Source organism: Aureimonas sp. Leaf427 (genome assembly GCF_001425485.1).
Lineage (GTDB): Bacteria > Pseudomonadota > Alphaproteobacteria > Rhizobiales > Rhizobiaceae > Plantimonas.
The window spans coordinates 23452-48443 of the sequence record NZ_LMQW01000043.1 but is presented as its reverse complement, the minus strand read 5'-3'; the positions used below and the strand labels follow the sequence as shown (position 1 = coordinate 48443).

The following is a 24992-nucleotide window of genomic DNA, read 5'->3' as shown; positions in this document are numbered from 1 at the left end:
CCGAAGCCTTTCCGAGACCCGAACCTCTGCCCCGTCGAAACGATGAAAGCCGGCTTTCGCCGGCTTCCATGTCGTCGTCGTTCGCCCGAAGGCCGCTTCTTCACCCCTTGCGGGCGTCCGATCGGCTCTTGAGCAGGCTGGCGACGGTCGTCACCACCAGGATGCCGACGATCACCGAGAGCGAGAAGCTCGTCTCGATATGCGGCAGGCCCTCGATCGGCTGGCCGCCGTTCAGGAAGGGCAGCGTGTTCGCTTCCATCGCATGGATCACCAGCTTCACGCCGATGAAGGCGAGGATCAGCGACAGGCCGAGGCCGAGATAGACGAGCCGGTCGAGCAGACCGCCGAGCAGGAAGTAGAGCTGCAGAAGGCCGAGAAGCGCGAAGGCGTTGGCGGTGAAGACGATGTAGGGCGCGTCGGTCAGGCCGTAGATCGCGGGGATCGAGTCCAGCGCGAAGAGAAGGTCGGTCATGCCGAGCGCCAGGATCACGATGAACATCGGCGTGAAGTAGCGCTTGCCGTTCTCGATCACCGTCAGCGCATTGCCGCGATAGTCCGGCGTCGTCGGCAGATGGCGCTGGAAGTATTTGACCACCGCGTTCGGCTCGTACTCCTCGTCGGTCGACTTGGCGCCGTGCTTGAAGCTCTCCGCCGCCAGCTTCCAGGCCGTGTAGAGCAGGAAGAGGCCGAAGAGGTAGAAGACCCAGGAGAAGCGCTCGATCGCCGCCGCACCCGCCGCGATGAAGAGGCCGCGCATGACGAGCGCGATGACGATGCCGATGAGCAGCGCCTTCTGCTGGTAGGCGCGGGGCACGCGGAAGCTGCCCATGATGATGACGAAGACGAAGAGATTGTCGACCGAGAGCGACTTCTCGGTGATGAAGCCGGCGAAGTACTCGATGCCGTGGTCGCGGTCCCAGAAATGCCAGACGCCCCAGCCGAAGAGGAGGGCGATGGTGACGTAGAAGGTGGACCAGAGAGCCGCTTCCCGGAAGGTCGGCTCATGCGCCTTGCGCGTGTGCGAAAAGAAGTCGAACACGAAGAGAGCGGCGATGCCGCCGACCGTTGCGAGCCAGATCCAGGTCGGCACCGCATCGGGTGCCATTCCTGTGAGCGCGGTTTCCGCGACCGCAGTCGAGACTGGTTGCTCCACAAATCCTCCTTCGCGCCGGATCGTTCTATCCAGGCGTGTTTCGATGCTGTCGTGGACGCATGCCACGCGCGTTCGCAAGCCCTATCGAGAAGATCCTGACCTCGGAACGATGCCCGTTCCGCCCCCAATAACTCCTCATGAAATGCCCGCCACCGTGGGCCCTCCCGGTGACTTGCCTGCGACAGATGGCGACGGGTTGCAGAAAGACAACGCATCGCAGTGCAACACGGGCAAGATTCTTATGCCGACGAGCGCTGAATCGATCTGTTTCTCCGGAGCCGCCTTCGTTCTGGACGAGGAGGGCCATGGGAGCGGCTCGGGGCCGTGACCTGAGCCCGACGCCGTCGAGGGCGGGGGGCCCGGCCCTCCGGGTGGGCCTTGCCATCCGAAGAGGTCGACCCAGGGGCTCGCCGGCATCATGCCCAGAAGGTCGGAACGGCCTCTTCGAGCCGCGCGCCGAGCCGAACGGGGGCGATCTTCTCGGCAAGACCTGTCCGATCCGAGATCTCGACCGCCAGCCCGCAGATCGTCGCCGGCCCCTGCGCCGCATCGAAGCGGCCGCGCGGGATCTTGCTGAGGAAGCGGTTCAGCGGCTCCTCCTTCTCCATGCCGAGCGAGCTGTCGTAATCCCCGCACATGCCGGCATCCGACTGGTAGGCCGTGCCGCCCGGCAGGATCTGATGGTCGGCGGTCGGCACATGCGTGTGCGTGCCGACGACGACGCTCGCCCGCCCGTCCACGTAATGGGCGAAGCACTGCTTCTCGCTCGTCGCCTCCGCGTGGAAGTCGAGGATCACCGCGTCCGCCTGCTCGCCGAGCGGACAGGCCGAGAGAAGATCGCCGACGGCCCGGAAGGGATCGTCGAGCTCCGGGTGCATGAAGACGCGGCCCATCAGGTTGGAGACGAGGACGCGCGCCCCGTTCTTCGCCTCGAAGAGGCCGGAGCCCTTGCCGGGCGCGCCCGGCGGATAGTTCAGGGGGCGCAGGAAGCGGTCGTGCCGCGTCGAGAACTCCAGCGCCTCGCGCTGGTCGAAGACGTGGTTGCCCGTCGTCATCACGTCGGCACCGGCCGACAGCGTCGCTTCGAAGATCTCCTCCGTCACGCCGAACCCGCCGGCCGCGTTCTCGCCGTTGACTACGACGAAATCGAGCTTCCAGTCCCGGACGAGACCGGGAAGCCGGTCGAAGACCGCCGTGCGCCCGGCCCGGCCGACCATGTCTCCGAGAAAGAGGAACCTCATGGCTTGGCCGCCGTCTGGAGCGCGTCCTTGGCTGCCTTCAGCCGGCCGAGGCCCCGCAGGACCGCTTCGCGGCGGGCGATCCGGTCGACCCATTCGGCGAGCGCGGGAAAGTCCGCACGCGCGTCGAGCGCGGCGAGCCCCGAGCGCGCCCAGGAGAAGTTCATGATGTCGGCTATGCCGTAGTCGCCCGCCAGCCATTCGAAATCGGCAAGCCGGCTTTCCAGGACACCCAGCAGGCGGCGCGACTCGTTGGCGTAGCGCTCGATCGCGTAGGGGAGCTTCTCCGGCGCGGCATTGTTGAAGTGGTGGAGCTGGCCGATCATCGGCCCGGTGCCGCCGGCCTGGAAGAAGAGCCAGGACAGCGCCTCCGTCCGGTGCGGCTGAGCCAGGGGCAGAAGCTTGCCCGTCCGCTCCGCGAGATGGAGCAGGATCGCGCCGGACTCGAAGACGCGGAACGCGCCGCCCTCCGGCGTGTGCTCGACGATGGCGGGGATGCGTCCGTTCGGATTGACCGCGACGAAAGCCGGCGCCTTCTGCGCGCCGGAGGAGATGTCGACGAGATGCAGCGTGTAGTCGATGCCGGCCTCTTCCAGGAAGATGACGGGCTTCTCGCCGTTCGGCGTCGTCCAGGTGTAGAGATCGATCATCGTGCCTTCAGTCTCGCTCATGATTTTTCCGTCAATGTAGGGTCCATCGCCGCAGGATCGACGCGATCGCGCGTCAGGAGCCGGCTCTCCCGATCGAACTGGACCGCCAGCCCTTGAAACCGACGTCCCGCCCTCTCGCCGCCCTCGCTCTGCCGCTCGTCATGACCCTCGCTCTGTCCGCCTGCGCCGGGGCGCCCCGCCCGAGCGGTCCGTCGCAGGAGATCGCCCTGGATCGCACGAAGGCGCTGGGGTCGGTCAATGCCTTTCGCGCCGAGCACGGCATGCCGGCTCTGCGGATGGAGACGCATCTGATGACCGCCGCCGCCGCGCAGTCGGCGGCGATGGCCAGGCGGGGGAAGATGGACCACGAGGTCGCCGGTCTTCTGCCGGACCGCGTGCGGGCCGCCGGCTACGACTGGACCACGACGGCGGAAAACATCGCGACGTCCTTTCGCGACTACGATTCCGCCATGGCCGGCTGGGTCGCCTCCCCCGGCCACCGCAAGAACCTCCTGAACCCGCGCGTCACCGAGATCGGCTTCGCCGCCGCGAGGAGTGCGGACGGCAAACCTTACTGGACGCAGATCTTCGCGCGTCCCCGCACGGCCGACTGACCTCAAGCCGGCCGAACGAGACCGGCCTCCGTCGCGATCATGTCGAGCGCCACGTCGTGATCCTCGGTCGGCACCGTCTCGACCTCCTGCGCGGCGAAGGCGACGCCGACGAGCCTCGGGGCTCCGCCGCGCCTGCGGATCGCCTCGATCGCCCGGTCGTAATAGCCCCGCCCGTATCCGATGCGGTGGCAGCGACGGTCGAAGGCGGAGAGCGGCACGAGCATCAGCTGCGGATCGAGCACTGCTGCGCCCTCCCCCGGCGCGAGCGTGCCGAACCCCTGCGGCACCAGCGGCTCGCCGCGCACAAGCTGGCGGAACTCCAGCTCGCCGCCGACGATCGCGGGAACGCAGAGCCGCGCGCCGCGGTCGGCCAGCCGCGCCATCAGGGGCCGCAGGTCGATTTCCGAGCGGATGGGCAGGAAGCCCGAGACGATCGTGCCGGGATCGAAGTCGAGCGCCTCGCCGAGAAGGCCGGCGACCGTCAGCGAGGCCTCGATGCGCGCCTCGTCGCCGAGCGCGTCGCGCCGCGCCAGCGCCGCCGCTCGAACGCGCATCTTTTGCGCCCGCAAGTCCGGTTCCTGCCCGCTCATCACGCCTCCCGCTTTCCTGCGCCGCAGAAGCGACACGAGGGTTGGGCAGGCTTAGAACGAAGCGGATGGTCTGGAAAGCTAAGGAGTGGCGAGCCACCTCGGCCGATGGAGAAGTCGATCCCGGGAACCTACAGTGTAGGTGGGCGCCGTGTGCCCCAGCCCACGGGCTAAGGCAGGGACAGCTCCCTAGGGGATGCGTAAGGCCCCGAGGAAATGTTACCCCTGTCGCACCAAGCAGCCCGCCGAGGAGGGATATAGGCTCCGCCGCGAGTGGTGGCCAGAGCTTTCGCCTCTGTTTCGTGCGACGCCGGAGAAAGAGGCGGCGAAACGCTCCGTCTCCCTTGCCGAAACCGTGAAAAGCGAGACCTTGGCGGGGACGAAGCAGAAGGCGCGAACGGCGACCATGAACCATCATCCAGCCGAAGCGGGCGCGCCGCCGATCGGCCCTGCCCCGATCGTTGATGTCCCGATCATCGACATCAAGGCCCTCACCAAGACCTACGACACCGGCTATGCCGCGCTGAAGGGGATCGACCTTCAGATCCGGCGCGGCGAGATCTTCGCCCTGCTCGGCCCGAACGGCGCGGGCAAGACGACGCTGATCTCCGTTATCTGCGGCATCGTCAGCCCGAGCTCAGGCACGATCCGGGCGGACGGGCACGACATCCTGCGCGATTTCCGCAAGGCGCGCGCGGCCATCGGCCTCGTGCCGCAGGAACTGACGACGGACGCCTTCGAGACGGTCTGGGCGACCGTCTCCTTCTCGCGCGGCCTCTTCGGCAAGCGGGCGAACCCGGCCCATATCGAGAAGATCCTTCGCCAGCTCTCGCTCTGGGACAAGAAGGACGCCAAGATCATGACGCTGTCCGGCGGCATGAAGCGGCGCGTCCTCATCGCCAAGGCCCTGTCGCACGAGCCGACCATCCTCTTCCTCGACGAGCCGACCGCCGGCGTCGACGTTCAGCTGCGCCAGGACATGTGGAACGTGGTCCGCGAGCTTCGCGACAGCGGCGTCACCATCATCCTGACGACGCATTACATCGAGGAGGCCGAGGAGATGGCCGACCGGATCGGCGTCATCTCCAAGGGCGAGATCATCCTGGTGGAGGAAAAGGCCGAGCTGATGCGCAAGCTCGGCAAGAAGCAGCTCCGCCTGGCGCTGACGACCCCGCTCGACGCGATACCGGATGCCCTTGCCCCCTATGGTCTGGAGCGTTCGGCGGATGGAGCGGAACTCCTCTACACCTACGACACGAAGGGCCCGCGCACCGGCATCACCGCCCTTCTCGGCGATCTCGCCGCGGCCGGCATCACCTTCCGCGACCTCTCCACGCATCAGAGTTCGCTGGAGGATATCTTCGTCAGCCTCGTGGGGAACGCCAAGTGAACCTTCCCGCGATCCGCGCCATCTACGCCTTCGAGATGGCCCGCACCTTCCGCACGCTGGCGCAGAGCGTGGTGGCGCCCGTCATCTCGACCTCGCTCTATTTCGTCGTCTTCGGCTCGGCGATCGGCTCGCGCATGGAGGAGGTCGGCGGCGTCAGCTACGGCGCCTTCATCGTGCCCGGCCTCATCATGCTGACGCTCCTGACCCAGAGCATCGCCAATGCCTCCTTCGGCATCTACTTCCCGAAATTCTCCGGCACGATCTACGAGATCCTCTCGGCCCCCATCTCGGCCTTCGAGATCACGGCGGCCTATGTGGGCGCGGCCGCGACGAAATCGATCGCGATCGGCCTCATCATCCTCGCGACCTCGGCGCTCTTCGTGGATCTGCGCATCGAGCACCCGGTCATCATGGTGCTCTTCCTCGTCCTGACCGCGGTGACGTTCAGCCTCTTCGGCTTCATCATCGGCGTCTGGGCGGACGGATTCGAGAAGCTGCAGATCGTGCCGCTCCTCGTCGTGACGCCCCTGACCTTTCTCGGCGGCAGCTTCTACTCGATCGATATGCTCCCGCCCTTCTGGCAGAAGGTGACGCTCTTCAACCCCGTCGTCTATCTCGTCAGCGGCTTTCGCTGGAGCTTCTACGGCGTCTCCGACGTCTCGATCGGCATCTCGATCGCGATGACGCTGGTGGTGATGGCGCTCTGCCTCGCCGGCATCTGGTGGATCTTCAGGACGGGCTACAAGCTGAAGGCCTGACGGGGAGCAAGCCAGGGACCGTCCACCGGAAAGCCTGCGCCGCCATCGGGACGGCGCGTCGCTCAGACCCGCTTTTCCAGCCGCTCCGCCGCCTTCTCGATCGCCTCGGCCATGTGCTCGACATGGTCGACCAGCCGGTTGTCGCTGTCGGCGAGGCGGCGCACGGCCTCCTCGCGGGCCTTGTTGGCCTCGCCGAGCGAGGCTTCGAGCGCGGCGATGCGACGGCGCTGCTCGGAGAGTTCGTCCGCCGTCATGATCGCGGCCATCATCACGAGGCGCTGGTCGCCGATCTCGCCGAAGCTCTTGCGAAGCTCGCCGATGCGTCCGTCCACCTCGGCTGCAAGGCTTTCCAGATGGCGCTCCTCCCCGTCCGCGCAGGCCATGCGGAAGGTCTTTCCGTCGATCGAGACGACGACTTGCGGCATGGTGCGTTCCTTCTGGCCCGTCAGCCTTCGCGCCGGCTCTCGAGAACGCCGCGGATCTGCTCCATGGCGTTGACGAGACGGCGCGAGACCTCGCGGTTCGCCCGCTCCAGGCGCTCCGCGCGCGCCAGCGCCCCGTCGAGCTCACCGGCAAGGCGCGAACGGTCCGCGGTCATGCGCTGAACCTCCTCGTCGGCATCGCGCACGAAGGCCTCGCGCTCGATCTGGCCGTCGATGGCCCGGTCGAGGCGCTGCAGGGCGCGGTCGAGGCGTTGGGAAGCTGCGTTGAGCGAATCGGCTGACATGAATCCCCGTGGCCTCTCCGAAGACTTCGCGGCCCGGTCGAGGCGAGTGCGGTAACTGACGACGAGTCCTGCGACATTCGGCGCCTCGTTGCAACCTCGAAAGACGGCCCGTCCGGGCGCCCCGGTGGAAAACGAGGCTGAGCGCGCTCTGGAGCATCGGACGGTAAATAGGACCCAGTTCTGCTGGCCCCCTATCGGCCAAGGTCAAGGTGGGTGGCAAGGCCGTAGCGGGGCTACGGCCGCAGACGCACGCCGCTGGAATTGGCCGATAGGGGGCCAGCCCTTCGGGTTTNCGGCCAAGGTCAAGGTGGGTGGCAAGGCCGTAGCGGGGCTACGGCCGCAGACGCACGCCGCTGGAATTGGCCGATAGGGGGCCAGCCCTTCGGGTTTGCCGTGGCCGTCCGCCCACTTTGTCGGCTTGCTAGGCCGTGGCCCCGCCACGGACGTCGCAACCCTTCGCGTGGATCGGGCGGCCACGGCAAACAGAACTGGGTCCGATTTACCGTCCGATGCTCTAATCGATATAGCCGGCGAAGGCTCGCCGAACTCGGCCAAAGCGGCTTTACGCGCGGGCGAATTACGGTAAGAGAGGCCGACACCCGCGTGAGGCTCGTAGAGCCGAAACGGTCCGGTCGAGCAGGGCACGCAAGCGCTCGCAGCGCTCATGCGCTTGTCATGCCCGCCGCAGAAATGGTTGGGCCCGACCCTTTAGGAGAAATGACATGACTGTCCGCGTCGCCATCAACGGGTTCGGCCGCATCGGCCGCAACGTCCTGCGTGCCATCGTCGAGTCCGGCCGCACCGACATCGAAGTCGTCGGCATCAACGATCTCGGCCCCGTCGAGACCAATGCCCATCTCATCCGCTTCGATTCGGTCCACGGCCGCTTCCCCGGCACGGTCACGGTCTCCGGCGACACGATCGACGTCGGCCGCGGCCCGATCCGCGTCTCGGCCGAGCGCGACCCGAAGAACCTGCCCTGGAAGGAGCTCGGCGTCGACATCGCGCTCGAGTGCACCGGCATCTTCACCGATGCCGCCAAGGCCGCGGCGCATCTCGAAGCCGGCGCCAAGAAGGTCGTGATCTCCGGCCCGCTCTCCTCCTCCGGCACGGAGAAGACGATCGTCTACGGCGTCAACCACGGCACGCTGACCGCCGACGACAAGATCATCTCCAACGCCTCCTGCACGACGAACTGCCTCGCCCCCGTCGCCAAGGTCCTCAACGACGCCATCGGCATCGACAAGGGCTTCATGACGACGATCCACTCCTACACGGGCGACCAGCCGACGCTGGACACGATGCACAAGGATCTCTACCGGGGCCGCGCCGCCGCGCTCTCGATGATCCCGACCTCGACCGGCGCCGCCAAGGCCGTCGCCCTCGTCCTGCCGGAGCTGAAGGGCCGTCTCGACGGCGTCGCGATCCGCGTGCCGACGCCGAACGTCTCGGTCGTCGACTTCAAGTTCGTCGCCAAGCGCTCGACCACGGTCGAGGAGATCCAGAGCCTCATCCGTGCGGCCGCCGACGGCCCGCTGAAGGGCATTCTCGGCTACACCGACGCGCCGAACGTCAGCCACGACTTCAACCACGACCCGCATTCCTCGGTCTTCCACATGGACCAGACCAAGGTCATGGACGGTAATTTCGTGCGCATCCTCTCCTGGTACGACAACGAATGGGGCTTCTCGAACCGCATGTCCGACACCGCGGTCGCCTTCGCCAAGGCCGGCTGATCCGATCATGCCGTTCCGCCCCCTGTCCGAAAGGAGCGTGCGATGGCGCGCCCTTGGCGACGGGGGCGGGGCCGAAGGGCTCGAGCACCTGCACATCCGACCGGTGTCCTCGGGCATCGAGATCCGTTCCGTCGTGATCGGCGATCGCGGCGGAGCGGCCTACGGCGTCTCCTACGAGATCGACTGCGATTCCCTCTGGCGCGTGCGCGCCTTCCGCCTGCGAGCCCTCGGCGGCCCCTCGCTCGACCTTTCCTCCGATGGGGCCGGTCGCTGGTTCGCGGCCGACGGCACCGAGCGGGCCGATCTCGCGGGCTGCATCGACATCGATCTGGCCGGCACGCCCTTCACCAACACGCTGCCGATCCGCCGCCTCGCGCCGACGCAAGGCGATCCCTGCGCAGAGCTGACGATGCTCTACGTGCCTTTCGATACGTTCGAGCCTTTTCCGGACGGCCAGCGCTACACGGCGCTCGGGCCCCGGCGCTTTCTCTACGAAGCTGCCGATCGCAGCTTTTCCGCCGAGCTTCCCCTGGACGAGGACGGTCTCGTGATCGACTATCCAACTCTGTTCGAACGTCTATGAGGATGCGGCCGACTCGTTGCGGCGCGGAGCCATGGGCCGAGAACGCCCAGCCGCCGGACTGAAGGAGCGCAGACGCGCCGATGCACGAGACCATGTACGTCGTCATTCTGGTCTCCACGATCCTCGTTCTCGTCGCGGCCTTTTCCAGTCTCCTCGCCATGCGCTTCGGCGCGCCGCTGCTTCTGCTCTTCCTCTCCATCGGACTTCTGGCCGGCGTCGACGGGCTCGGCCTCGTCTTCGACAATGCGGGCCTCGCCTATTTCATCGGCTCGATCGCGCTCGCGATCATCCTCTTCGATTCCGGCTTCGGCACGCCGCTCGCCGCCTTCCGCCTCGCCGCCGCCCCCGCCCTGTCGCTCGCCACGATCGGCGTGCCGCTGACGGCGGCGATCTTCGGCACGGCCGCGGCCTATATCCTCCACATCTCCTGGCTCGAAGGGTTCCTGCTCGGCTCCATCGTCGGCTCGACGGATGCCGCGGCGGTCTTCTTCCTCCTGCGGATCGGCGGCATCAACATCCGCGACCGCGTGCGTTCCACGCTGGAGGTCGAGTCCGGCTCCAACGATCCGATGGCGATCTTCCTCACCATCGCCCTCGTCGACATCCTCTCGGCCGGCGGGGGAACGCACGATATCGGCGTCGACCTCCTCCTCGGCCTCGTCAGGCAGATGGGCATCGGCCTCGTCGCGGGAATCGCGGGCGGCTCGGTCATCCGCAGCCTCGTCGCGAAGGTGCCGATGGAGCGGGGGCTGACGCCGATCTTCGCGCTGGCTCTGTCGCTCCTCGTCTTCTCCGTCACCGGCATTCTCGACGGCTCGGGCTTTCTCGCCGTCTATGTCGCGGGCCTCTATGCCGGAAACAGCGACCTTCGCGCCAAGCCGGGCCTGCGCCCATTCCTCGACGGCCTGACCTGGCTGGCGCAGATCATCATGTTCCTCGTCCTCGGCCTGCTTGCGACGCCCTCGCAGTTTCCCGCCATCGCCGCGCAGGCCATCGGGCTCGCCGCCGTGCTCATCCTCGTCGCGCGGCCGCTCGCGGTCTGGTTCTGCATGCTGCCCTTCGACTTCAATTCGCGCGAGACGGCCTTCATCTCCTGGGTCGGCCTGCGCGGCTCGGTCTCGATCCTTCTCGCCATCCTGCCGCTGATCGGCGGGATCGACGAGAACCGCGTTCTCTTCAACACCGGCTTCATCATCGTCCTCGCCTCGCTGCTCGTGCAGGGCTGGACGATCGGCTTCATGGCGAAGCGGCTGGGGCTGATCGTCCCCAAGCGCATCGGCCCCGTCGAGAAGGTGGAGCTGGAACTGCCCGGCACCGCCCATCACGAGTTGCTCTCCTACCGCGTCGTCGAGGGAAGCCCCGTCGCGCGCGGCGAGCGCGTGCCCCGCTGGGCGCGCCCGTCGCTTGTCATCCGCGACGGCAAGTCCATGCGCTACCAGTATGCCGGCCGCCTCCAGGCCGGCGACTACGTCTATCTCTTCATCTCGCCGCGCTATCCGCGCCTGCTCGACCGGCTCTTCGCCAGCCCCGTGGCGGTCGGCCCGGACGATGCCGACTTCTTCGGCGAGTTCACCGTCAACCCCGCCAAGCCTGCCCGCGTTTTGGCCGACGCCTACGGACTGGTGATCGCCGAGAATTTGCGCGAGCGCAGCGTCGCCGAGATGATGACCGAGCTTCTCGGCGGCCGCGCCGAATATGGCGACCGCGTGCCGCTCGGCCCCGTCGAGCTGATCGTGCGCGACACCGATGAAGCGGGCCTCATCACCGATGTCGGCCTCTCGCTCGAACCCGAACAGCCCCGCGCCGCCATCCCGCTCTTCCTGAACTTCCGCGATCTTCTGCGGGCGATACAAGGAAGAGTAAAAATCAAAGAAAGACTTTATAATGTAGACTAATTACGTTAACTATCCAAAATCATTTACAACTTATCCGAGCTTTTTCGACAAATTCTCCATTCGCATAACATCTTCCGCCGATGGCGTAAGTCTACCGTTTCTATAACGATGCCAAAGTTCCAGCGCTTCGTGATATTCGTCGCCATCGCGACCCAAATAACCATCATGCGTCAGTGCGTCTAACAAATTGTAGAACATTCTTCGATCGATCCGCCCATATCTTGCACGGCGACGTCCATCTATGTCCGGGCTAGATGCGATTTCCTCAACTCGATCACGAATTTTTATCCAATTGCTCTTGAGTGATTCTCGAGAGTCAATTTCTTCAGTGGTTTGAGGGTCAAGTTGAAGTTGGGCAGCAGTTCTACTTGCCTCTAAATCGTTGAACGCGCTTCCAAGCGTGTTAACTTGCTGCAGCATGGCCGATACCATTGCATCGAAGGACTCAAATCTAGCCGCGATTGCAATGAGCTTCGCATCGACGCTGGATTGATGAGCTTGCAGCAATGCTTCCGCTTTTTCTATAGCATCTTCTAAGCTCCTGACCCGGCCGGCAAACAGAACCGAGCCGAGCCACACACCGACCACGGCTGCCAAGACTGTGATCAACGCAGCTATAATCGTGGCCTGCGCCTCTGAAATGCCGTTCCAAATTTCAGTCAAAGAAGCTCTCCGAACGTTCAACGCCTAGCTTCCACAACATCCTCAAGTTGAAATCAATCCCCCTCGTCCTCGTAACCGACCAGATGCAGCGGCCGGGCCCTCGTCTGGCGAAGCTCGCACCAGCGCACCAGCGCTTCCTCCCGCCCATGCGTCACCCAGACCTCCTGCGGGTTCAGCTCGGCGATCGTCTCGGTCAGCTCGTCCCAGTCGCAATGGTCGGAGAGGATGAGCGGCAGTTCGACGCCGCGCTGGCGGGCGCGCTGGCGAACCCGCATCCAGCCGGAGGCGAAGCAGGAGACGGGATCGGGAAAGCGCCGCGCCCATTTGTCGGCGAAGGCGGAGGGCGGGCCGACGACGATCGCCCCCGCGAAATCGGCCTTGCCGCCGCGCTCCAGCGTCGCGGGGCGCAAGTCTCCGAGCGCGATGCCCTCCGCCTCGTAGAACTCGCAGAGCCGCTTCAGCGCGCCGTGAATGTAGATCGGCGCGTCGTATCCCTCCTCGCGCAGCATGCGGATGACGCGCTGCGCCTTGCCCAGCGCATAGGCGCCGACGAGATGCGCGCGCTCGGGAAACTGCTTCGTCGAGGCGATGAGGCGCCGGATCTCGACGCGCGAATCGGGATGGCGGAAGACCGGCAGCGCGAAGGTCGCCTCGGTGATGAAGACCTCGCAGGGCACGGGCTCGAAGGGCTCCGCCGTCGGGTCCTCCCGCCGCTTGTAGTCGCCGGAAGCGACGATCCGCAGCCCGTCCTTCTCGACCCGGATCTGCGCGGAGCCCAGCACATGGCCCGCCGGATGGAAGGAGACGGTGACGCCGTTGACGACCGTCCGTTCGCCCCACTCGGCCACCTGTCGCGCGGCGGCGAAGTCCTCGCCGTAGCGAAGCGCCATGATGTCGAGCGTCCGACGCGTCGCCATGACCTTCTCGTTGCCCGGCCTTGCATGGTCGGCATGGCCATGGGTGACGAGAGCCCGCTCGACGGGCTTCACCGGGTCGATATAGAAGTCGCCGGGCGGGCAGTAGAGCCCCTTCGGCGTCGGTCGGAGGAGATCGTCGGGGCGCATCATCCCCCTGACATAGGCACGGCGCCCGCCTTGGGCAGGCCCGCAGGCGGAAGGCAGAACATCGCATGGATCACCGCCACCTCTCCGGCGACCCGCTGGCCGACCGCCGCGCCGACTATGCCAAGGGTCTCGCCGCGGACGGCGACGGGGCGGCGGCCGCAGACCTGATGCGCCAGGCGCTCGATCTCGCCCCCGCCTGGACCGCGGGCTGGACGACGCTGGGCACCTATCTTCTGGACGCCGGACAGGCGGACGAAGCCGCCAGCGCCTTCGAACGCGCGCTCGGCCTCGACCCCGCCGACGGAACGGGCGCCGCCCTCCGCCTCGCCGCGATGGGCCGGACGCCGGCGCCCGCCACGGCGCCGCCGGCCTTCGTGAAGAGCCTCTTCGACCAATATGCCGGCCGCTTCGAGAGCGCCCTCGTCGACGGTCTCGCCTATCGGGCGCCGGACCGGCTGATGGAGGCGATCCTTTCCGTCGCGGGGCCGGCGCCGCGCTTTGCCGCCGCGCTCGATCTCGGCTGCGGCACCGGGCTCATGGGAACGCGCCTTCGCCCCCATGCCGAGCGGCTCGACGGGCTCGACCTCTCGCCGGAAATGCTCGCCCGCGCCCGCGCCAAAGGCATCTACGACAGGCTGGAGGAAGCCGATATCCTGGCGCTCGATCGAGACTCGCACCGCTACGATCTCGTCGCGGCCGCCGACGTCCTCAACTATATCGGGGACCTCCGGCCCGTGATCGCGACGATCGCATCCATCCTTTCCCCCGCCGACCTCTTCGCCTTCACGCTGGAGGCCTCGGACGGACCGGAGCCCTACCGGCTCGGCGAAGCCCTGCGCTACGCCCACCACGCGCCCGCCGTGGAAACCATGCTCGCCGAGGCGGGGTTGGCCCTTCGCGGACGGACCGAGGTCGTGCTCCGGCAGGATCGAGGAGCGCCGGTCGCGGGCCATGTGATCGTCGCGGCGAAGGACGGCTGACGCCATTGCGCGGGATCGCGAAGCGCCTATGCTCTTCGCAACTGCGAAGACGTTCGAAACCTCGGAGGCGCGACGGAGGGACCATGGCGAGCATCGATGGCGCACCCGGCGAAGCCCAGCGGCTCAGCAGCCGCGAGAGCACGGCGAAGGCTCACCGCTTCGGCTCCTGGGCGGCGACCGCGACGCGCCACTCGCCGGTGGAGGATGCGCTCGGCATTCTCGCGGGCACGGTGCTCACCGCGCTCGGCATCGCGCTGCTCGGCCATCTCGGCTTCCTCACCGGCGGTATGGCAGGCCTCGCCTTCGTCCTCCACTATCTCACCGGCTGGAACTTCGGCCTCGTCTTCTTCGTCCTGAACCTCCCCTTCTATGCCCTCGCCATCGGCCGAATGGGCCGCTCCTTCACGATCAAGACCGCCTTCGCCGTCGGCCTTCTCTCCGCGATGACGGCCTTCAGCGGCGAGTTCATCCGCTTCGGAGAGGTCCAGCCGCTGCTCGGCGCGTGCCTCGGCGGTCTCCTCGTCGGCTTCGGCCTCCTCGCCCTCTTCCGCCATCGCTCCTCGGCGGGCGGCATCGGCATTCTCGCCGTCTATCTGCAGGATCGCTTCGGCTGGCGCGCGGGCGTCACGCAGATGACGGTCGATCTCGTCGTCCTCGTCACCGCCTTTGCGGCCGTCCCCCCGCTGGCCGTCCTCTATTCCGTCCTCGGCGCCCTCGTCCTCAACCTCTTCCTCGCCATCAACCACCGAACCGACCGCTACCTCGCCGTCTAAAGGACTGCGGCCGCCTCCAAAGCTGCTTCTTCTCCCCTCCGGGGAGAAGGTCGCGGCAGCGGGATGAGGGGAGGCCTGCCGGAACCGTCGCGACCCCTCATCCGGACGCTACACGTCCACTTTCTCCCCGGAGGGGAGAAGAATGACGTCACACCCTGCCACCTTGGCGAACCTACGGTCGCAACCTAGTTTTGCCACGTGAACCTCTCCTCCACTCCCCAGGCGCACGAAGCCGCCGCCTTCCATCTGCCAGAGCCCTTCCTGCGCTGGTTCGCGGCCAAGGGCTGGTCGCCGCGACCGCACCAGCTCGATCTTCTCGCGCGCGCCGAGGCCGGGGCCTCCGTTCTCCTCATCGCGCCGACCGGCGCCGGCAAGACGCTGGCGGGCTTCCTGCCGACGCTCGTCGATCTGACGCGCCGCGGCCGGCAAAAGCCGGGCACGCGCCCGCGCGGCGTCCACACGCTCTACATCTCGCCGCTGAAGGCGCTCGCCGTCGACATCGAGCGCAATCTCGCCAAGCCCGTCGCCGAGATCGGCATCAAGGTGACGCTGGAGACGCGCACCGGCGACACGAGCCAGGTGAAGCGCCAGCGCCAGAAGCTGAAGCCGCCGGATATCCTTCTCACCACGCCCGAGCAGCTCGCCCTCCTCATCGCGGGCAAGGACGCGCGCGAATTCTTCTCCGACCTTCGCTATGTCGTCTTCGACGAGCTGCACGCGCTGGTCACGTCCAAGCGCGGCCAGCTTCTCGCGCTGGGCCTTGCGAGGCTGCGGAAGCTCCGGCCGGAGCTGCAGACCATCGGTCTCTCCGCGACGGTGGCGGAGCCCGACGAGCTGCGCGAATGGCTGGTCGCCCAGACGCCCGAGCGCAGCGATCCCGACACGGGCGAGGTCTTTCCCGCCGAAAACCCGCTCTCCGATCTCATCACCGTCGAGGGCGGCGCGCGGCCGGAGATCACGATCCTGAAGTCGGAGGCCCGCGTTCCCTGGCAGGGCCACACGTCCCGCTATGCGATGCCCGAGGTCTACGAGGCCATCAAGGCGCACAAGACGACGCTCCTCTTCGTCAACACGCGCAGCCAGGCGGAGGGCCTGTTCCAGGAGCTCTGGCGAATCAACGAGGAGACGCTGCCGATCGCGCTCCATCACGGCTCACTCGATGTCGGCCAGCGCCGGCGCGTGGAGGCGGCGATGGCCGCCAACGAACTGCGCGCGGTGGTGGCGACTTCCACGCTCGATCTCGGCATCGACTGGGGCGACGTCGATCTTGTCGTCCATGTCGGCGCGCCGAAGGGCGCCTCCCGTCTTGCCCAGCGCATCGGCCGCTCGAACCACCGAATGGACGAGCCTTCCAAGGCGATCCTCGTTCCGGCCAACCGCTTCGAGGTCATGGAGTGCCAGGTCGCGCTCGACGCCAACTATCTCGGCCATCAGGACACGCCGCCTCTGCGCGAGGGCTGCCTCGACGTGCTCGCCCAGCACATCCTCGGCATGGCCGTGGCCGAGCCCTTCCGCGCGGACGATCTCTTCGCAGAGATCACGGCCGCCGCGCCCTATGTGAACCTCTCCCGCGAGACCTTCGACCGCGTCCTCGATTTCGTGGCGACCGGCGGCTACTCGCTGCGCGTCTACGAGCGCTACGCCAAGATCAAGCTGACCGAGGACGGCACCTGGCGCCTCGCCCATCCGCGGATCGCCCAGCAATACCGGATGAACGCCGGCACGATCATCGAGTCCGAATCGCTGAACGTGAAGCTCATCCGCAAGAAGACCAAGGCGGCCATGGCGCGGGGCGGGCCGACGCTCGGCAAGATCGAGGAGAACTTCCTCGAAACGCTCTCCCCCGGCGACACCTTCCTCTTCGCCGGAAACGTGCTGGCCTTCGAAGGCATCTTCGAGAACACCTGCCTCGTGACCAAGGCCGTCTACGAGGAGCCGAAAGTTCCCTATTACGGCGGCTCGAAGTTTCCGCTGACGACCTATCTCGCCGGCGAGGTCCGCGCCATGCTGGCCGACCCCGCGCGCTGGCAGGCCCTGCCCGATCAGGTCCGCGACTGGCTGGAGATCCAGGAGCGCAAGTCGATGGTTCCCGCCGCCGACCAGCTTCTCGTCGAGACCTTTCCCGTCGGCAAGCGCTTCTTCCTCGTCGCCTATCCGTTCGAGGGCCGCCTCGCCCACCAGACGCTCGGCATGCTCCTCACGCGCCGCCTGGAGCGCGCGCGGGCGCGCCCGCTCGGCTTCGTGGCGACAGACTATGCGCTGTCCATCTGGGGGCTGGAGGACATGGGCGCGATGTTTTCCTCCGGCGCACTGTCGATCGAGGAGCTGTTCGACGAGGACATGCTCGGCGACGACCTCGACGCCTGGATGGCCGACAGCTGGCTCCTGAAGCGCACCTTCCGCCAATGCGCCGTGATCGCCGGCCTCATCGACCGCCGCCATCCCGGCCAGGAGAAGACCGGCCGGCAGGTCACGGTCTCCGCCGATCTCGTCTACGACGTCCTGCGCACGCACGAGCCCGACCACATCCTCCTCCAGGCGACCTGGGCGGATGCGGCGACCGGCCTTCTCGACGTGCGCCGCGTCTCCGACCTCCTCGCCCGCATCAAGCACCACATCGTCCACCAGCGCCTCGCCGAGATCTCGCCGCTCGCCGTGCCCATCATGCTCGAAGCCGGCCGCGAGCGCGTCGTCGGCGAGGCCGAGGACGACCTCCTCTCCGTCGCCGCGGAAGCGCAGCTGATCGAGAAGGCGCTGTCGGAGAAGGGCCGGTTCTACACGACGAAGTGGACGTGAGCTGCGGCGGCCCGCCGCAAGTCGTCGTCCGGCCCTTGCGGCGACCTGCCCGATCGGATTCCATGGGAACGAAACGCGAATCACGATGAGACGGCCGGTCCCGATGAATGCTCTCGCGCGCCGGATGCGCCACACGGACTGCGATCCGATCGCGACGGACCTCGCCGGTGCCGAGGTCGTGTGCGACCCGTCCGGGGTGCTCTATGCGCCAGCCGAGGATCTTCTCGTCGTCGCCGATCTCCATCTGGAGAAGGGCGCGGCCTTCGCGCGGCGGGGCATGATGCTGCCGCCCTACGACACGCTGGCGACGCTGCAGCTGCTCGGCGCCGCCATTCGGCGCTATACGCCGGGCCGCGTGCTCTGCCTCGGCGACAGCTTTCACGACCGAAACGGCGCGGCCTTCATGCCCGCGCCCTATCGCGAGGCCCTGACCGCCTTGATGGCGGGCCGCGACTGGCTGTGGATCAAGGGCAATCACGACCCCGAGCCGCCCGCCTTCGTCGGCGGAGAGACGCATGAGGAGATCGGCATCGGCCCCTGGCTCTTCCGCCACGAGCCGATGCCGGGTTTCCGGCACGGCGAGGTCGCGGGCCATCTCCACCCTGCCGCCCGCGTCTCGGCGGGCGGGCGGTCGGTGCGCGGCGCCTGTTTCGCGACGGACGGCGCGCGCATGATCCTGCCGTCCTTCGGCGTGACGACCGGCGGGCTGAACGTGCTCGACCGGGCCTTTCACGGCCTGTTCCGGCCGGAGGAGGCGCATGCGCTCGTCATCGGCACGACACGCATGTTCCCGATCCACTTCAGCGCGCTCTGCGCGAGCTGAGCGGCCTCTAAACGCCAAGTCCGCGTTTCGAACGCCCGGTGCTTCAGTCCCGCTTGAACATGAGCCGGCCGAGCCAGCCCGTGAAGATGGCGAGGGCGACGGCGAAGACGCCGTAGAGAAAGCCGTAGGTCTTGGCGAGCGCGAAGACGCGGTTCTCGAAGCCCGACTTCACCACCCAGAGCGTGCCCCCGCGTTCGGCGACGAAGGTGCCCGCACGAAACAGGAAGGCGCGCGCCTGATGCTTTCCGACCGGCAGGTTCGCGGGCAGCGACAGCTCCGCCCGGAAGAGCGTGGGGCTGACGAACTCGACCGTTCCGAAGGTCTGGTTGTAGAGGCCGCGGTCGCTGCGGATGCGGCGCAGGGCGGCGGCATACGCGTCGCGCCCCTCGCCCGCCGCCTCCGGCGTGCCGGCGCCGATGCGCAGATGGTCGATGCCGACGGAGATCTTTTCCAGCACCGCATCCGGCGCGATGTCGCTCAGCCGTTTCGTCGCGGCCAGCGCGTAGGAGACCGGCGCGGTGTCGAAGCGCTCCGAGCCCCGGTTCACCCAGAGGCCGAGCACGCGCTCCTTCTCGCGCACCACGATCGGCACCTTCGGCCCCTCCAGCGCGACCACGATGTCGTAGCCGCCCTGGCGCCGGATGCGCCCGTCCGCGTCGTCGAGCGCACCGAAGACGACGAGCCGCGTGCCGCTGAAGCTCGACGTGATGACGACCGTATCGGTGGACAGGCCGATCTCGAAGGATTCCGGCGGCACGGCCGGCGCGACGGCCCCCTCCACCTCGGGCTGCGGCGCGAGCTGCGCGTCGGCACCGCCGAGCGGCAGGAGCATTATTGCCAGGGCCGCGAGGCCTGCCCGAAGGAAGCTTCGCCGCGCACTCACCGGACGGCCCCGCTGGGCAGGCTGATCGAGAAGAGGTCGGCGGGATAGATCACGAGCTCCACGCCGAGACGCAGACAGACGGCCAGGACGAGAAGGGCGAGGAGCGCGCGCAGCTGCTCCCCGCGCAGCTTGCGCCCGGCCTCCGCCCCGAACTGCGCCCCGACGACGCCGCCGATCATCAGGAGGAAGGCCAGGACCACATCGACCGTCTGGTTCGTCGCCGCCTGCATGATGGTGGTGGCGGCGGCGGTGAAGATGATCTGAAACAGCGAGGTGCCGATGACGACGCTCGTCGGCACGCGCAGGAGATAGATCATCGCGGGCACCATGATGAACCCGCCGCCGACGCCCATCACGGCCGAGAGAATGCCGATGAAGAAGCCGATGCCGAGGACGGGGATCGCCGAGACGTAGAGCTTGGAGCGCTGGAAGCGCATCTTCAGCGGCAGCCGGTGTACCCAGTTGTGCTGGCCGTGCTTGCGAACCTCGCCCGATCCGCCCGTCCCCACCCGACGCATCGCGTTGATGCTCTCCACCAGCATCAGCCCGCCGATGAGGCCGAGGAAGACGACGTAGAGCAGCGAGACGACGAGATCGAGCTGCCCCAGCCGCCGCAGCCAGGTGAAGATGAGGACGCCGACCAGCGAGCCGGCCGCGCCGCCGGCCAGGAGCATGCCTCCGAGCTTCAGGTCGATCGTCCCGCGCTTGTAATGGGCGAGCGCGCCGGAGAAGGAGGCCGCGATCACCTGATTGCCGCCAGTCGCCACGGCCACGGCGGGCGGGATGTTGTAGAAGATGAGGAGCGGCGTGATCAGGAACCCGCCGCCGACGCCGAACATGCCGGAGAGAAAGCCCACCGCGGCGCCCATGCCGATCAGCACCAGCATGTTCACGGAGATTTCGGCGATCGGCAGGTAAAGGTTCACCGGCGTGTCTCGGGCTCGTGGATGGGCCCGCGCGAAGCGACTGGGTCGCGCGAGGAAGGCACGGAAATCCTAAGCTTCGCATCATGCCGGAATTCGGTTTCGAAACTCGCACCGGCCTAAAAAATTTCGCACTGCAGCACTTCCGATACGAAGCCTAAACGAAGAGGGCCCGGATCGCAGTGATCCGAGCCCTCTTCTATGTCCGGTTTGCGACGCGAAGGGCGCCGGGCGGACCGTTCAGCCGTCCTTACGCTCCAGAAGCGCGCGGATCAGCGGCTCGTCGACCGAGCCGGTGGCCTGAAGGCCGCTCTTCTTCTGGAAGGCGAGGATCGCCATCTTGGTCTTCTCGCCGATCACGCCGTCCGGCCGGCCCGCGTCGTAGCCGAGCTTGCCGAGAATCGCCTGGATGTTGCGCACGGCGCGCTTCATGTCGACCGAGGCGGTCGTGTCGGACTTGTCGGCCCAGGCCGGGGGAAGCTCGACGGTGTTCGCCGCCTCCGGGCGCACCATTGGCGCCCAGCCGGAGACGAGGCCCTCGGCGCGCTTCAGCTGCTCGGGCGCCAACGACTTGGCGATCTCCTGCATCTTGGCCTCGGCATCCTTGTCGCCCGTCTTCGAGACGATCGAGAACCACTTGTAGGAGCTGACGAGATCCTGCTCGGTGCCGGAGCCGCGGGCGTAGAGAATGCCGAGATTGTACTGGCTGTCGCGCATCCCGTAGCCGGCGGCCTTCTCGAACCAGCCGAGCGCCGTGTCCGGGTCCGACACGCCCTCGATGCCCGTGGCATAGAGCACGGCGAGATTGTGCATGGCGCGAACGTTGCCCTGTTCGGCGGCGAGCAGATACCAGTCGCGGGCGGCGCCCGTGTCGCGCGCGACGCCGTTGCCCTTCTCGAACAGCGTGCCGAGGCTGTACTGCGCCGGTGCGAAGCCGCGCTTGGCGGACTGCGCGAACCAGACGAGCGCGTCGGCGGGCTTGGGCTCGCCGTTGCGGCCTTCCATCAGGCGCAGGCCGACCTCGAAGAGCGCCATGGCGTCGCCGCCCTTGGCAGCCGTCGCCAGCGCCGCCGAGCCGATGTTCTCCGGCAGAGCCGGGATGGCGCCGAGGCTTTGCGCCGGAAGCTTGGCTTCGGCGCGCGCCAGGATCGCGGCCGCATCGATCGTCGACGCAGCCGTCGCCGCCGGGGCGGGAGCTGCCGCAACCGCGGCAGGCGCAGGCGCTTGCTCAGGCGCGACGACGGCCGGCTCGGCCGCCTTGGGCTCGATCGCAGCGGAGGCGACGGGAGCTGCCGGAGCGGTCGAAGTCGCAGGCTCGGCGTCCTCGGCCGTGACGGCGGACGCGGCGGCCGGACCTTCGGTCGCGCTCGTCGCGGATGCCGAGGGGATCGCGGCGACGGGATTGACCGTGCCGTCGATCACCGTGCCGCCGTCGAACTGGGCGGAGACCAGCGAGCCGAGTTCGTCCCGGTGGGTCAGAGCGGCGAGCGCCGCGATGACAGCGAGAACGGCCACGAGGATCGGCTTGCGGCGGCGCTGCATGAAGCTGGAGAGGCGACCGGCACCGGATGGTCCGGCAGAGGCCTGCGCGGCCTTGGCTTCCGTCTCGACGGCGGCGGCGGCGGCGCGCGAGGCCCGGCGGGCAGCGGCGACGAGTTCGGCATCGCCGAGCGGCTCGCGGTTGGAACCGCCCTTGCCGCCGCGCTGAAGCTGCAGCCGCTCCAGAAGCGCGCCGATATCGGGCGCTCCGGAGCCCGGCTCGAGCGGCCGGTTGGCCTCCCGGCGGTCCAGCATCTCGGATGCGTCGAGCGAGGGAGCAGACACGGCCTCGCGGGCCACGGGCTTCTCGGCGACCGCGACGTCGCCGGCGCGAAGGAAGGCCGGTGCGGAACGGTCGGCTTCGACGGGCTTCGGCCCAGCGGCCGGCGTCAGCGCCTTCACCGCGACCTTCGTCTCCGCCGTCGGCGCCTCGGCGCGGCGCCCGCCGACATCGATCTCGATCTGCTCGAGCCGATCGACGATCTTCATCAGCGTGCCGTGCAGGCTCTCGAAGACCTGGCCGGCGCGCTCGTCGTTCGCACGCGACAGGCCCTCGAGGGCCTTCAGATTTTCCGACAGCTGGGCGATGTGCTCGCCCTGGCGGCGATCGCCGACGTCCTGCATGCGCTTGGCCGTGTCATCGGCGATCTCTCGGGCGGCCGCGATCAGCGCGTCGCGCTGGTCGTCGAGCCGCTGCTCGATGGCGGCGAGGCGGCGCTCGATCTCGGGATCGGCTTCGGTCGACTGCAGGCGATCAGGGCGATCGAGGCTCGCGGCGAGGCGCGCGATCTGGACCTCCAGCGCCTGCACGATGCCGCGGTCGAATTGGGGCACGGCCTTGTCTTCGAGCCGGCTTGTCAGGGCCGAGAGCCGCGCCTCAATGGCGCTCGTGTCGAGACGCGGCGCCTCGAGTTCGGCGAAGGCGGCTTCGAAGCGCTCGGCCAGAACGGCCATGCGCTCGGCAATCTGCACGGGGAACGTGTCGCTCGACATGACGTCGAGCTTGGCCGTCAGCTCGGCGACGCGTTCGGCCAGCATCTCGGTCTCGCCGTTGGAGGGCGTGACGTCGATGCGGGCGGTCAGCGTGGCGATCCGCGCCTCGATGCGCTCGATCGGCGCCATGTCGATGGCGGGCTGCTGCAGCGAGGTCGCGACGATGGCCCGCGAGATCTCGTCGAGCCGGTCCTCGATGATGACGAACTGCTCGAGATCGGGACCGACGCTCTGGAGGGCGAGCGTCTCGACGCCCTCCGCGATGGTGCGCATGCGGGCGTCCAGCGCCGAAATGGCCTGATTGTTCGGCAGCTGGGCCAGTTGCGTCTCCAGATCGCCCATCCGCTCGGCGAGCTTCTGGATCGTCAGCTCCATCTGCCGCGTGTCGAGCCGCTCCTCCAGCGCATCCCAGCGCTTCTCGACGGCATCCATCGGCGCCTTGTCGGACAAGGCCTCGATCTGGTCGCGAACCGATTCCAGCTCGGTCTGCAGAAGGCGGGAGATCGCGGTCTCGTCGGGTGCGACCGGCGAGGCCTCGTAGCGCTCCTCGAACTCGTTCCAGCGCTTCTCGACCGCCTTGATCTGGTCTTCGCTGGCGAGCGAGCGCAGCGATTCGCGCAGACGCTTCAGCTCGTCCTTGATGTCGCGCTTTACCTCGATCTCGGTCTCGGCCTTGAGGCTCGTCTCGCGCGCCACTTCGGCGAAGAGGCCGCGCATGGCCTCCAGTTCGGCGCGCAGCGTGTTGAGCGTCGAGCGATCGGCGCCGTCCTCGGTCAGCTGCGCGAGGCCGTCGGCGATCCGCGTCAGCTCCGAGCCGACGCGCTCCTGGCTCTCGCGCGACAGGATCATGCCGCGAAGCTCCTCGAAGGCGGCGCGCATCTCGTCGAAGCGCGGATCGGCCTTCGGCTGGGAATCGCGCCGGATCTCCTCGCGAAGGCGCTGCAGCTCGGCCGCGACCTCGCTGATGGCGGAGTAGCCGCTGCCCTCGGCCTTCAGCGTCTCGGCGTCGACGGCGAGCGTCTTCAGCTGCTCTTCGCGCAGGCCCGCCGCGCCGCCGGACGCGACGACGCGCGGATGAAGGCGCACGGGCTCGGCCGAACGGCCGGCGGCGGACGGCGCCCGGTCGGCGGCGACGTCACGGTCCAGCATCTGGCGGCGCATGACGATTTCGGAGGCCGCATCGGTCAGCGCCATCCGGCGAAGAAGTCCCGCAGCTTCCGCGGGGGCCGGCGCGGGTGCCGGCTCCGGATCGACCATCGGCACGGAAGCCCTGGGCTCGGCGCGCGACGGAAGGCGCGAGAGGCGCTCCTCGAGGGCCAGGAGCGTCCGGCTCAGGGATGCCAGTGGAGAGGCATCCGGTGCGGGAACGCTGGTGTCCTGCGATGGCGCTCTCGACTTCAGCATCGTCTAACCTCTCGGACCGAATGGTGCGTCTTCCACAGCACGACCCCTCCTGCATCCGGGCCGACCGACATTTTCGGATTGTCGGAACGGCTCGTCGGCGAGCGGGTTAAAGGCGACGCGTCTGCGTTGGGTATAGGAATGATGGATGGAGCGTAGCTGGATTGCACAACCATGGGGAAGGCTTGCAAGCCGGTCACTCCGCACGATATGTGCCGAATGTGAAACAGCTGATACATCATGCACTTGTCGCTTGGTCAGCTCGTTTGTAATGGATAAATCGAGCAATTCATGAACCAGCAGATCGCACCTGACGAAGCCCTGGAATCCGAGGTTTCGTTCGACATCGACTTCCTGCTCGGGACCAGCGGCGACCCCGAGCCAAGTCGCGAGTCCTTTCGAATCGGAGATCTATCGCGCGAGTTCGGCGTTACACTGCGAACGCTCCGTTTCTACGAGGATCGTGGACTTCTGAACCCGGAGCGACGGGGAACGACGCGGCTTTATTCTCGCAGGGACAGGGCACGCCTGCGGCTGGTGCTTCTCGCCAAGACGCTCGGTTTCTCCCTGACCGAAGCCAAGCAGATCATCGAGATCTACGACCAGCCGAACGGTCCGCGCCGTCAGATGGAAGTGGCGCTGGAGCGGTTTCAGGAGCAGCACGAGGTTCTTCTGGAGCAGCGCCGCGAGATCGACGGCTCGATCCGCGCGATGGAAGCCTCGATCGCGCTCGTTCGCAGCAAGCTCGGCATGGACGCCGCCTGATGTGACGGAGATCGGCATGCCCGGGCGGTGTGCCGATCCTCGAGCCTTTCCAGGCCAA

The 24992-nt window shown here is 67.5% G+C and carries 22 protein-coding genes and 1 other RNA gene; 11 read left to right on the top strand and 12 right to left on the bottom strand.

Going from position 1 to position 24992, the window contains the following annotated elements:
* Positions 1-100: 100 nt before the first annotated feature.
* The 3 genes from ASG62_RS18120 to ASG62_RS18105 form a co-directional block, all read right to left on the bottom strand.
* Positions 101-1105, bottom strand: a complete 1005-nt coding sequence (locus ASG62_RS18120) for a TerC family protein (protein WP_056696904.1) — start codon at positions 1103-1105, stop codon at positions 101-103.
* Positions 1106-1569: 464 nt separating this feature from the next.
* Positions 1570-2394: a YmdB family metallophosphoesterase gene (locus ASG62_RS18110; RefSeq protein ID WP_056696900.1), complete on the bottom strand. Its 825-nt coding sequence runs from the start codon at positions 2392-2394 to the stop codon at positions 1570-1572.
* Positions 2391-3062, bottom strand: a complete 672-nt coding sequence (locus ASG62_RS18105; RefSeq protein ID WP_244487635.1) for a glutathione S-transferase N-terminal domain-containing protein — start codon at positions 3060-3062, stop codon at positions 2391-2393. Before ASG62_RS18105 ends, ASG62_RS18110 begins: the two co-directional genes overlap by 4 nt.
* A gap of 92 nt (positions 3063-3154) precedes the next feature.
* Here ASG62_RS18105 and ASG62_RS18100 point away from each other — a divergent pair, with 92 nt between their 5' ends.
* Positions 3155-3655, top strand: coding sequence for a CAP domain-containing protein (locus ASG62_RS18100; protein ID WP_056696898.1), 501 nt, complete (start codon positions 3155-3157; stop codon positions 3653-3655).
* A 2-nt stretch (positions 3656-3657) separates the two neighbouring features.
* Here the strand turns inward: ASG62_RS18100 and ASG62_RS18095 are convergent, their stop codons facing one another.
* Positions 3658-4209: a 5-formyltetrahydrofolate cyclo-ligase gene (locus ASG62_RS18095; protein WP_244487634.1), complete on the bottom strand. Its 552-nt coding sequence runs from the start codon at positions 4207-4209 to the stop codon at positions 3658-3660.
* A gap of 122 nt (positions 4210-4331) precedes the next feature.
* A non-coding RNA gene (gene ssrS / locus ASG62_RS25880) (6S RNA) lies at positions 4332-4489 on the bottom strand.
* A gap of 159 nt (positions 4490-4648) precedes the next feature.
* Here ssrS and ASG62_RS18090 point away from each other — a divergent pair.
* Together ASG62_RS18090 and ASG62_RS18085 are read left to right on the top strand one after the other, a co-directional pair.
* Positions 4649-5632: an ABC transporter ATP-binding protein gene (locus ASG62_RS18090; RefSeq protein ID WP_082537393.1), complete on the top strand. Its 984-nt coding sequence runs from the start codon at positions 4649-4651 to the stop codon at positions 5630-5632.
* Positions 5629-6390, top strand: a complete 762-nt coding sequence (locus ASG62_RS18085; RefSeq protein WP_056696893.1) for an ABC transporter permease — start codon at positions 5629-5631, stop codon at positions 6388-6390. Before ASG62_RS18090 ends, ASG62_RS18085 begins: the two co-directional genes overlap by 4 nt.
* A 62-nt stretch (positions 6391-6452) precedes the next feature.
* On the opposite strand, the gene ASG62_RS18080 is transcribed toward ASG62_RS18085, so the two are convergent.
* The gene (locus tag ASG62_RS18080) at positions 6453-6815 is read right to left on the bottom strand and encodes a cell division protein ZapA (protein WP_056696891.1); all 363 of its coding nucleotides are present in this window, start codon (positions 6813-6815) and stop codon (positions 6453-6455) included.
* A 20-nt stretch (positions 6816-6835) separates the two neighbouring features.
* Positions 6836-7117 carry a DUF4164 domain-containing protein gene (locus tag ASG62_RS18075; protein WP_056696889.1) on the bottom strand — a complete coding sequence of 94 codons (282 nt, stop codon included), beginning with the start codon at positions 7115-7117 and terminating at the stop codon, positions 6836-6838.
* Between the two features lie 722 nt (positions 7118-7839).
* Here ASG62_RS18075 and gap point away from each other — a divergent pair.
* The 3 genes from gap (at position 7840) to ASG62_RS18060 (ending at position 11331) form a co-directional block, all read left to right on the top strand.
* On the top strand, positions 7840-8853 hold the full coding sequence (gap, locus tag ASG62_RS18070; RefSeq protein ID WP_056696887.1) for a type I glyceraldehyde-3-phosphate dehydrogenase: 1014 nt from the start codon (positions 7840-7842) through the stop codon (positions 8851-8853).
* A 7-nt stretch (positions 8854-8860) separates the two neighbouring features.
* The gene (locus ASG62_RS18065; protein ID WP_056696885.1) at positions 8861-9436 is read left to right on the top strand and encodes a putative glycolipid-binding domain-containing protein; all 576 of its coding nucleotides are present in this window, start codon (positions 8861-8863) and stop codon (positions 9434-9436) included.
* An 80-nt stretch (positions 9437-9516) separates the two neighbouring features.
* Complete coding sequence (locus ASG62_RS18060) at positions 9517-11331, top strand: potassium/proton antiporter (RefSeq protein WP_082537372.1); 1815 nt, start codon at positions 9517-9519, stop codon at positions 11329-11331.
* 30 nt (positions 11332-11361) lie between these two features.
* Here ASG62_RS18060 and ASG62_RS26680 read toward each other — a convergent pair whose 3' ends face one another.
* Both ASG62_RS26680 and ASG62_RS18055 read right to left on the bottom strand, forming a co-directional pair.
* Positions 11362-11994: a hypothetical protein gene (locus tag ASG62_RS26680; RefSeq protein WP_156382233.1), complete on the bottom strand. Its 633-nt coding sequence runs from the start codon at positions 11992-11994 to the stop codon at positions 11362-11364.
* A gap of 53 nt (positions 11995-12047) precedes the next feature.
* The gene (locus ASG62_RS18055) at positions 12048-13058 is read right to left on the bottom strand and encodes a ligase-associated DNA damage response exonuclease (RefSeq protein ID WP_056697334.1); all 1011 of its coding nucleotides are present in this window, start codon (positions 13056-13058) and stop codon (positions 12048-12050) included.
* A gap of 65 nt (positions 13059-13123) precedes the next feature.
* On the opposite strand from ASG62_RS18055, the gene ASG62_RS18050 reads away from it, so the two are divergent.
* The 4 genes from ASG62_RS18050 to pdeM all read left to right on the top strand — a co-directional run bounded on the left by ASG62_RS18050 (position 13124) and on the right by pdeM (position 18430).
* Complete coding sequence (locus ASG62_RS18050) at positions 13124-14038, top strand: class I SAM-dependent DNA methyltransferase (RefSeq protein ID WP_056696881.1); 915 nt, start codon at positions 13124-13126, stop codon at positions 14036-14038.
* Between the two features lie 83 nt (positions 14039-14121).
* Complete coding sequence (locus ASG62_RS18045) at positions 14122-14811, top strand: YitT family protein (RefSeq protein WP_082537371.1); 690 nt, start codon at positions 14122-14124, stop codon at positions 14809-14811.
* A gap of 198 nt (positions 14812-15009) precedes the next feature.
* Positions 15010-17607, top strand: a complete 2598-nt coding sequence (locus ASG62_RS18040; RefSeq protein ID WP_056696879.1) for a ligase-associated DNA damage response DEXH box helicase — start codon at positions 15010-15012, stop codon at positions 17605-17607.
* Positions 17608-17710: 103 nt separating this feature from the next.
* Complete coding sequence (pdeM, locus tag ASG62_RS18035; RefSeq protein ID WP_056696877.1) at positions 17711-18430, top strand: ligase-associated DNA damage response endonuclease PdeM; 720 nt, start codon at positions 17711-17713, stop codon at positions 18428-18430.
* A 43-nt stretch (positions 18431-18473) separates the two neighbouring features.
* Here the strand turns inward: pdeM and ASG62_RS18030 are convergent, their stop codons facing one another.
* The 3 genes from ASG62_RS18030 to ASG62_RS18020 all read right to left on the bottom strand — a co-directional run bounded on the left by ASG62_RS18030 (position 18474) and on the right by ASG62_RS18020 (position 24172).
* Positions 18474-19262: a TIGR02186 family protein gene (locus ASG62_RS18030; protein WP_082537370.1), complete on the bottom strand. Its 789-nt coding sequence runs from the start codon at positions 19260-19262 to the stop codon at positions 18474-18476.
* 47 nt (positions 19263-19309) lie between these two features.
* Positions 19310-20239, bottom strand: coding sequence for a sulfite exporter TauE/SafE family protein (locus ASG62_RS18025; RefSeq protein ID WP_056696874.1), 930 nt, complete (start codon positions 20237-20239; stop codon positions 19310-19312).
* A 237-nt stretch (positions 20240-20476) separates the two neighbouring features.
* Entirely contained in the window at positions 20477-24172 is a 3696-nt protein-coding gene (locus tag ASG62_RS18020; RefSeq protein WP_056696873.1) for a peptidoglycan-binding protein, read from the bottom strand.
* Positions 24173-24460: 288 nt separating this feature from the next.
* On the opposite strand from ASG62_RS18020, the gene ASG62_RS18015 reads away from it, so the two are divergent.
* A complete protein-coding gene (locus tag ASG62_RS18015; RefSeq protein ID WP_056696871.1) occupies positions 24461-24934 on the top strand; it encodes a MerR family transcriptional regulator in 474 nt (157 codons plus the stop codon).
* Positions 24935-24992: the final 58 nt, after the last annotated feature.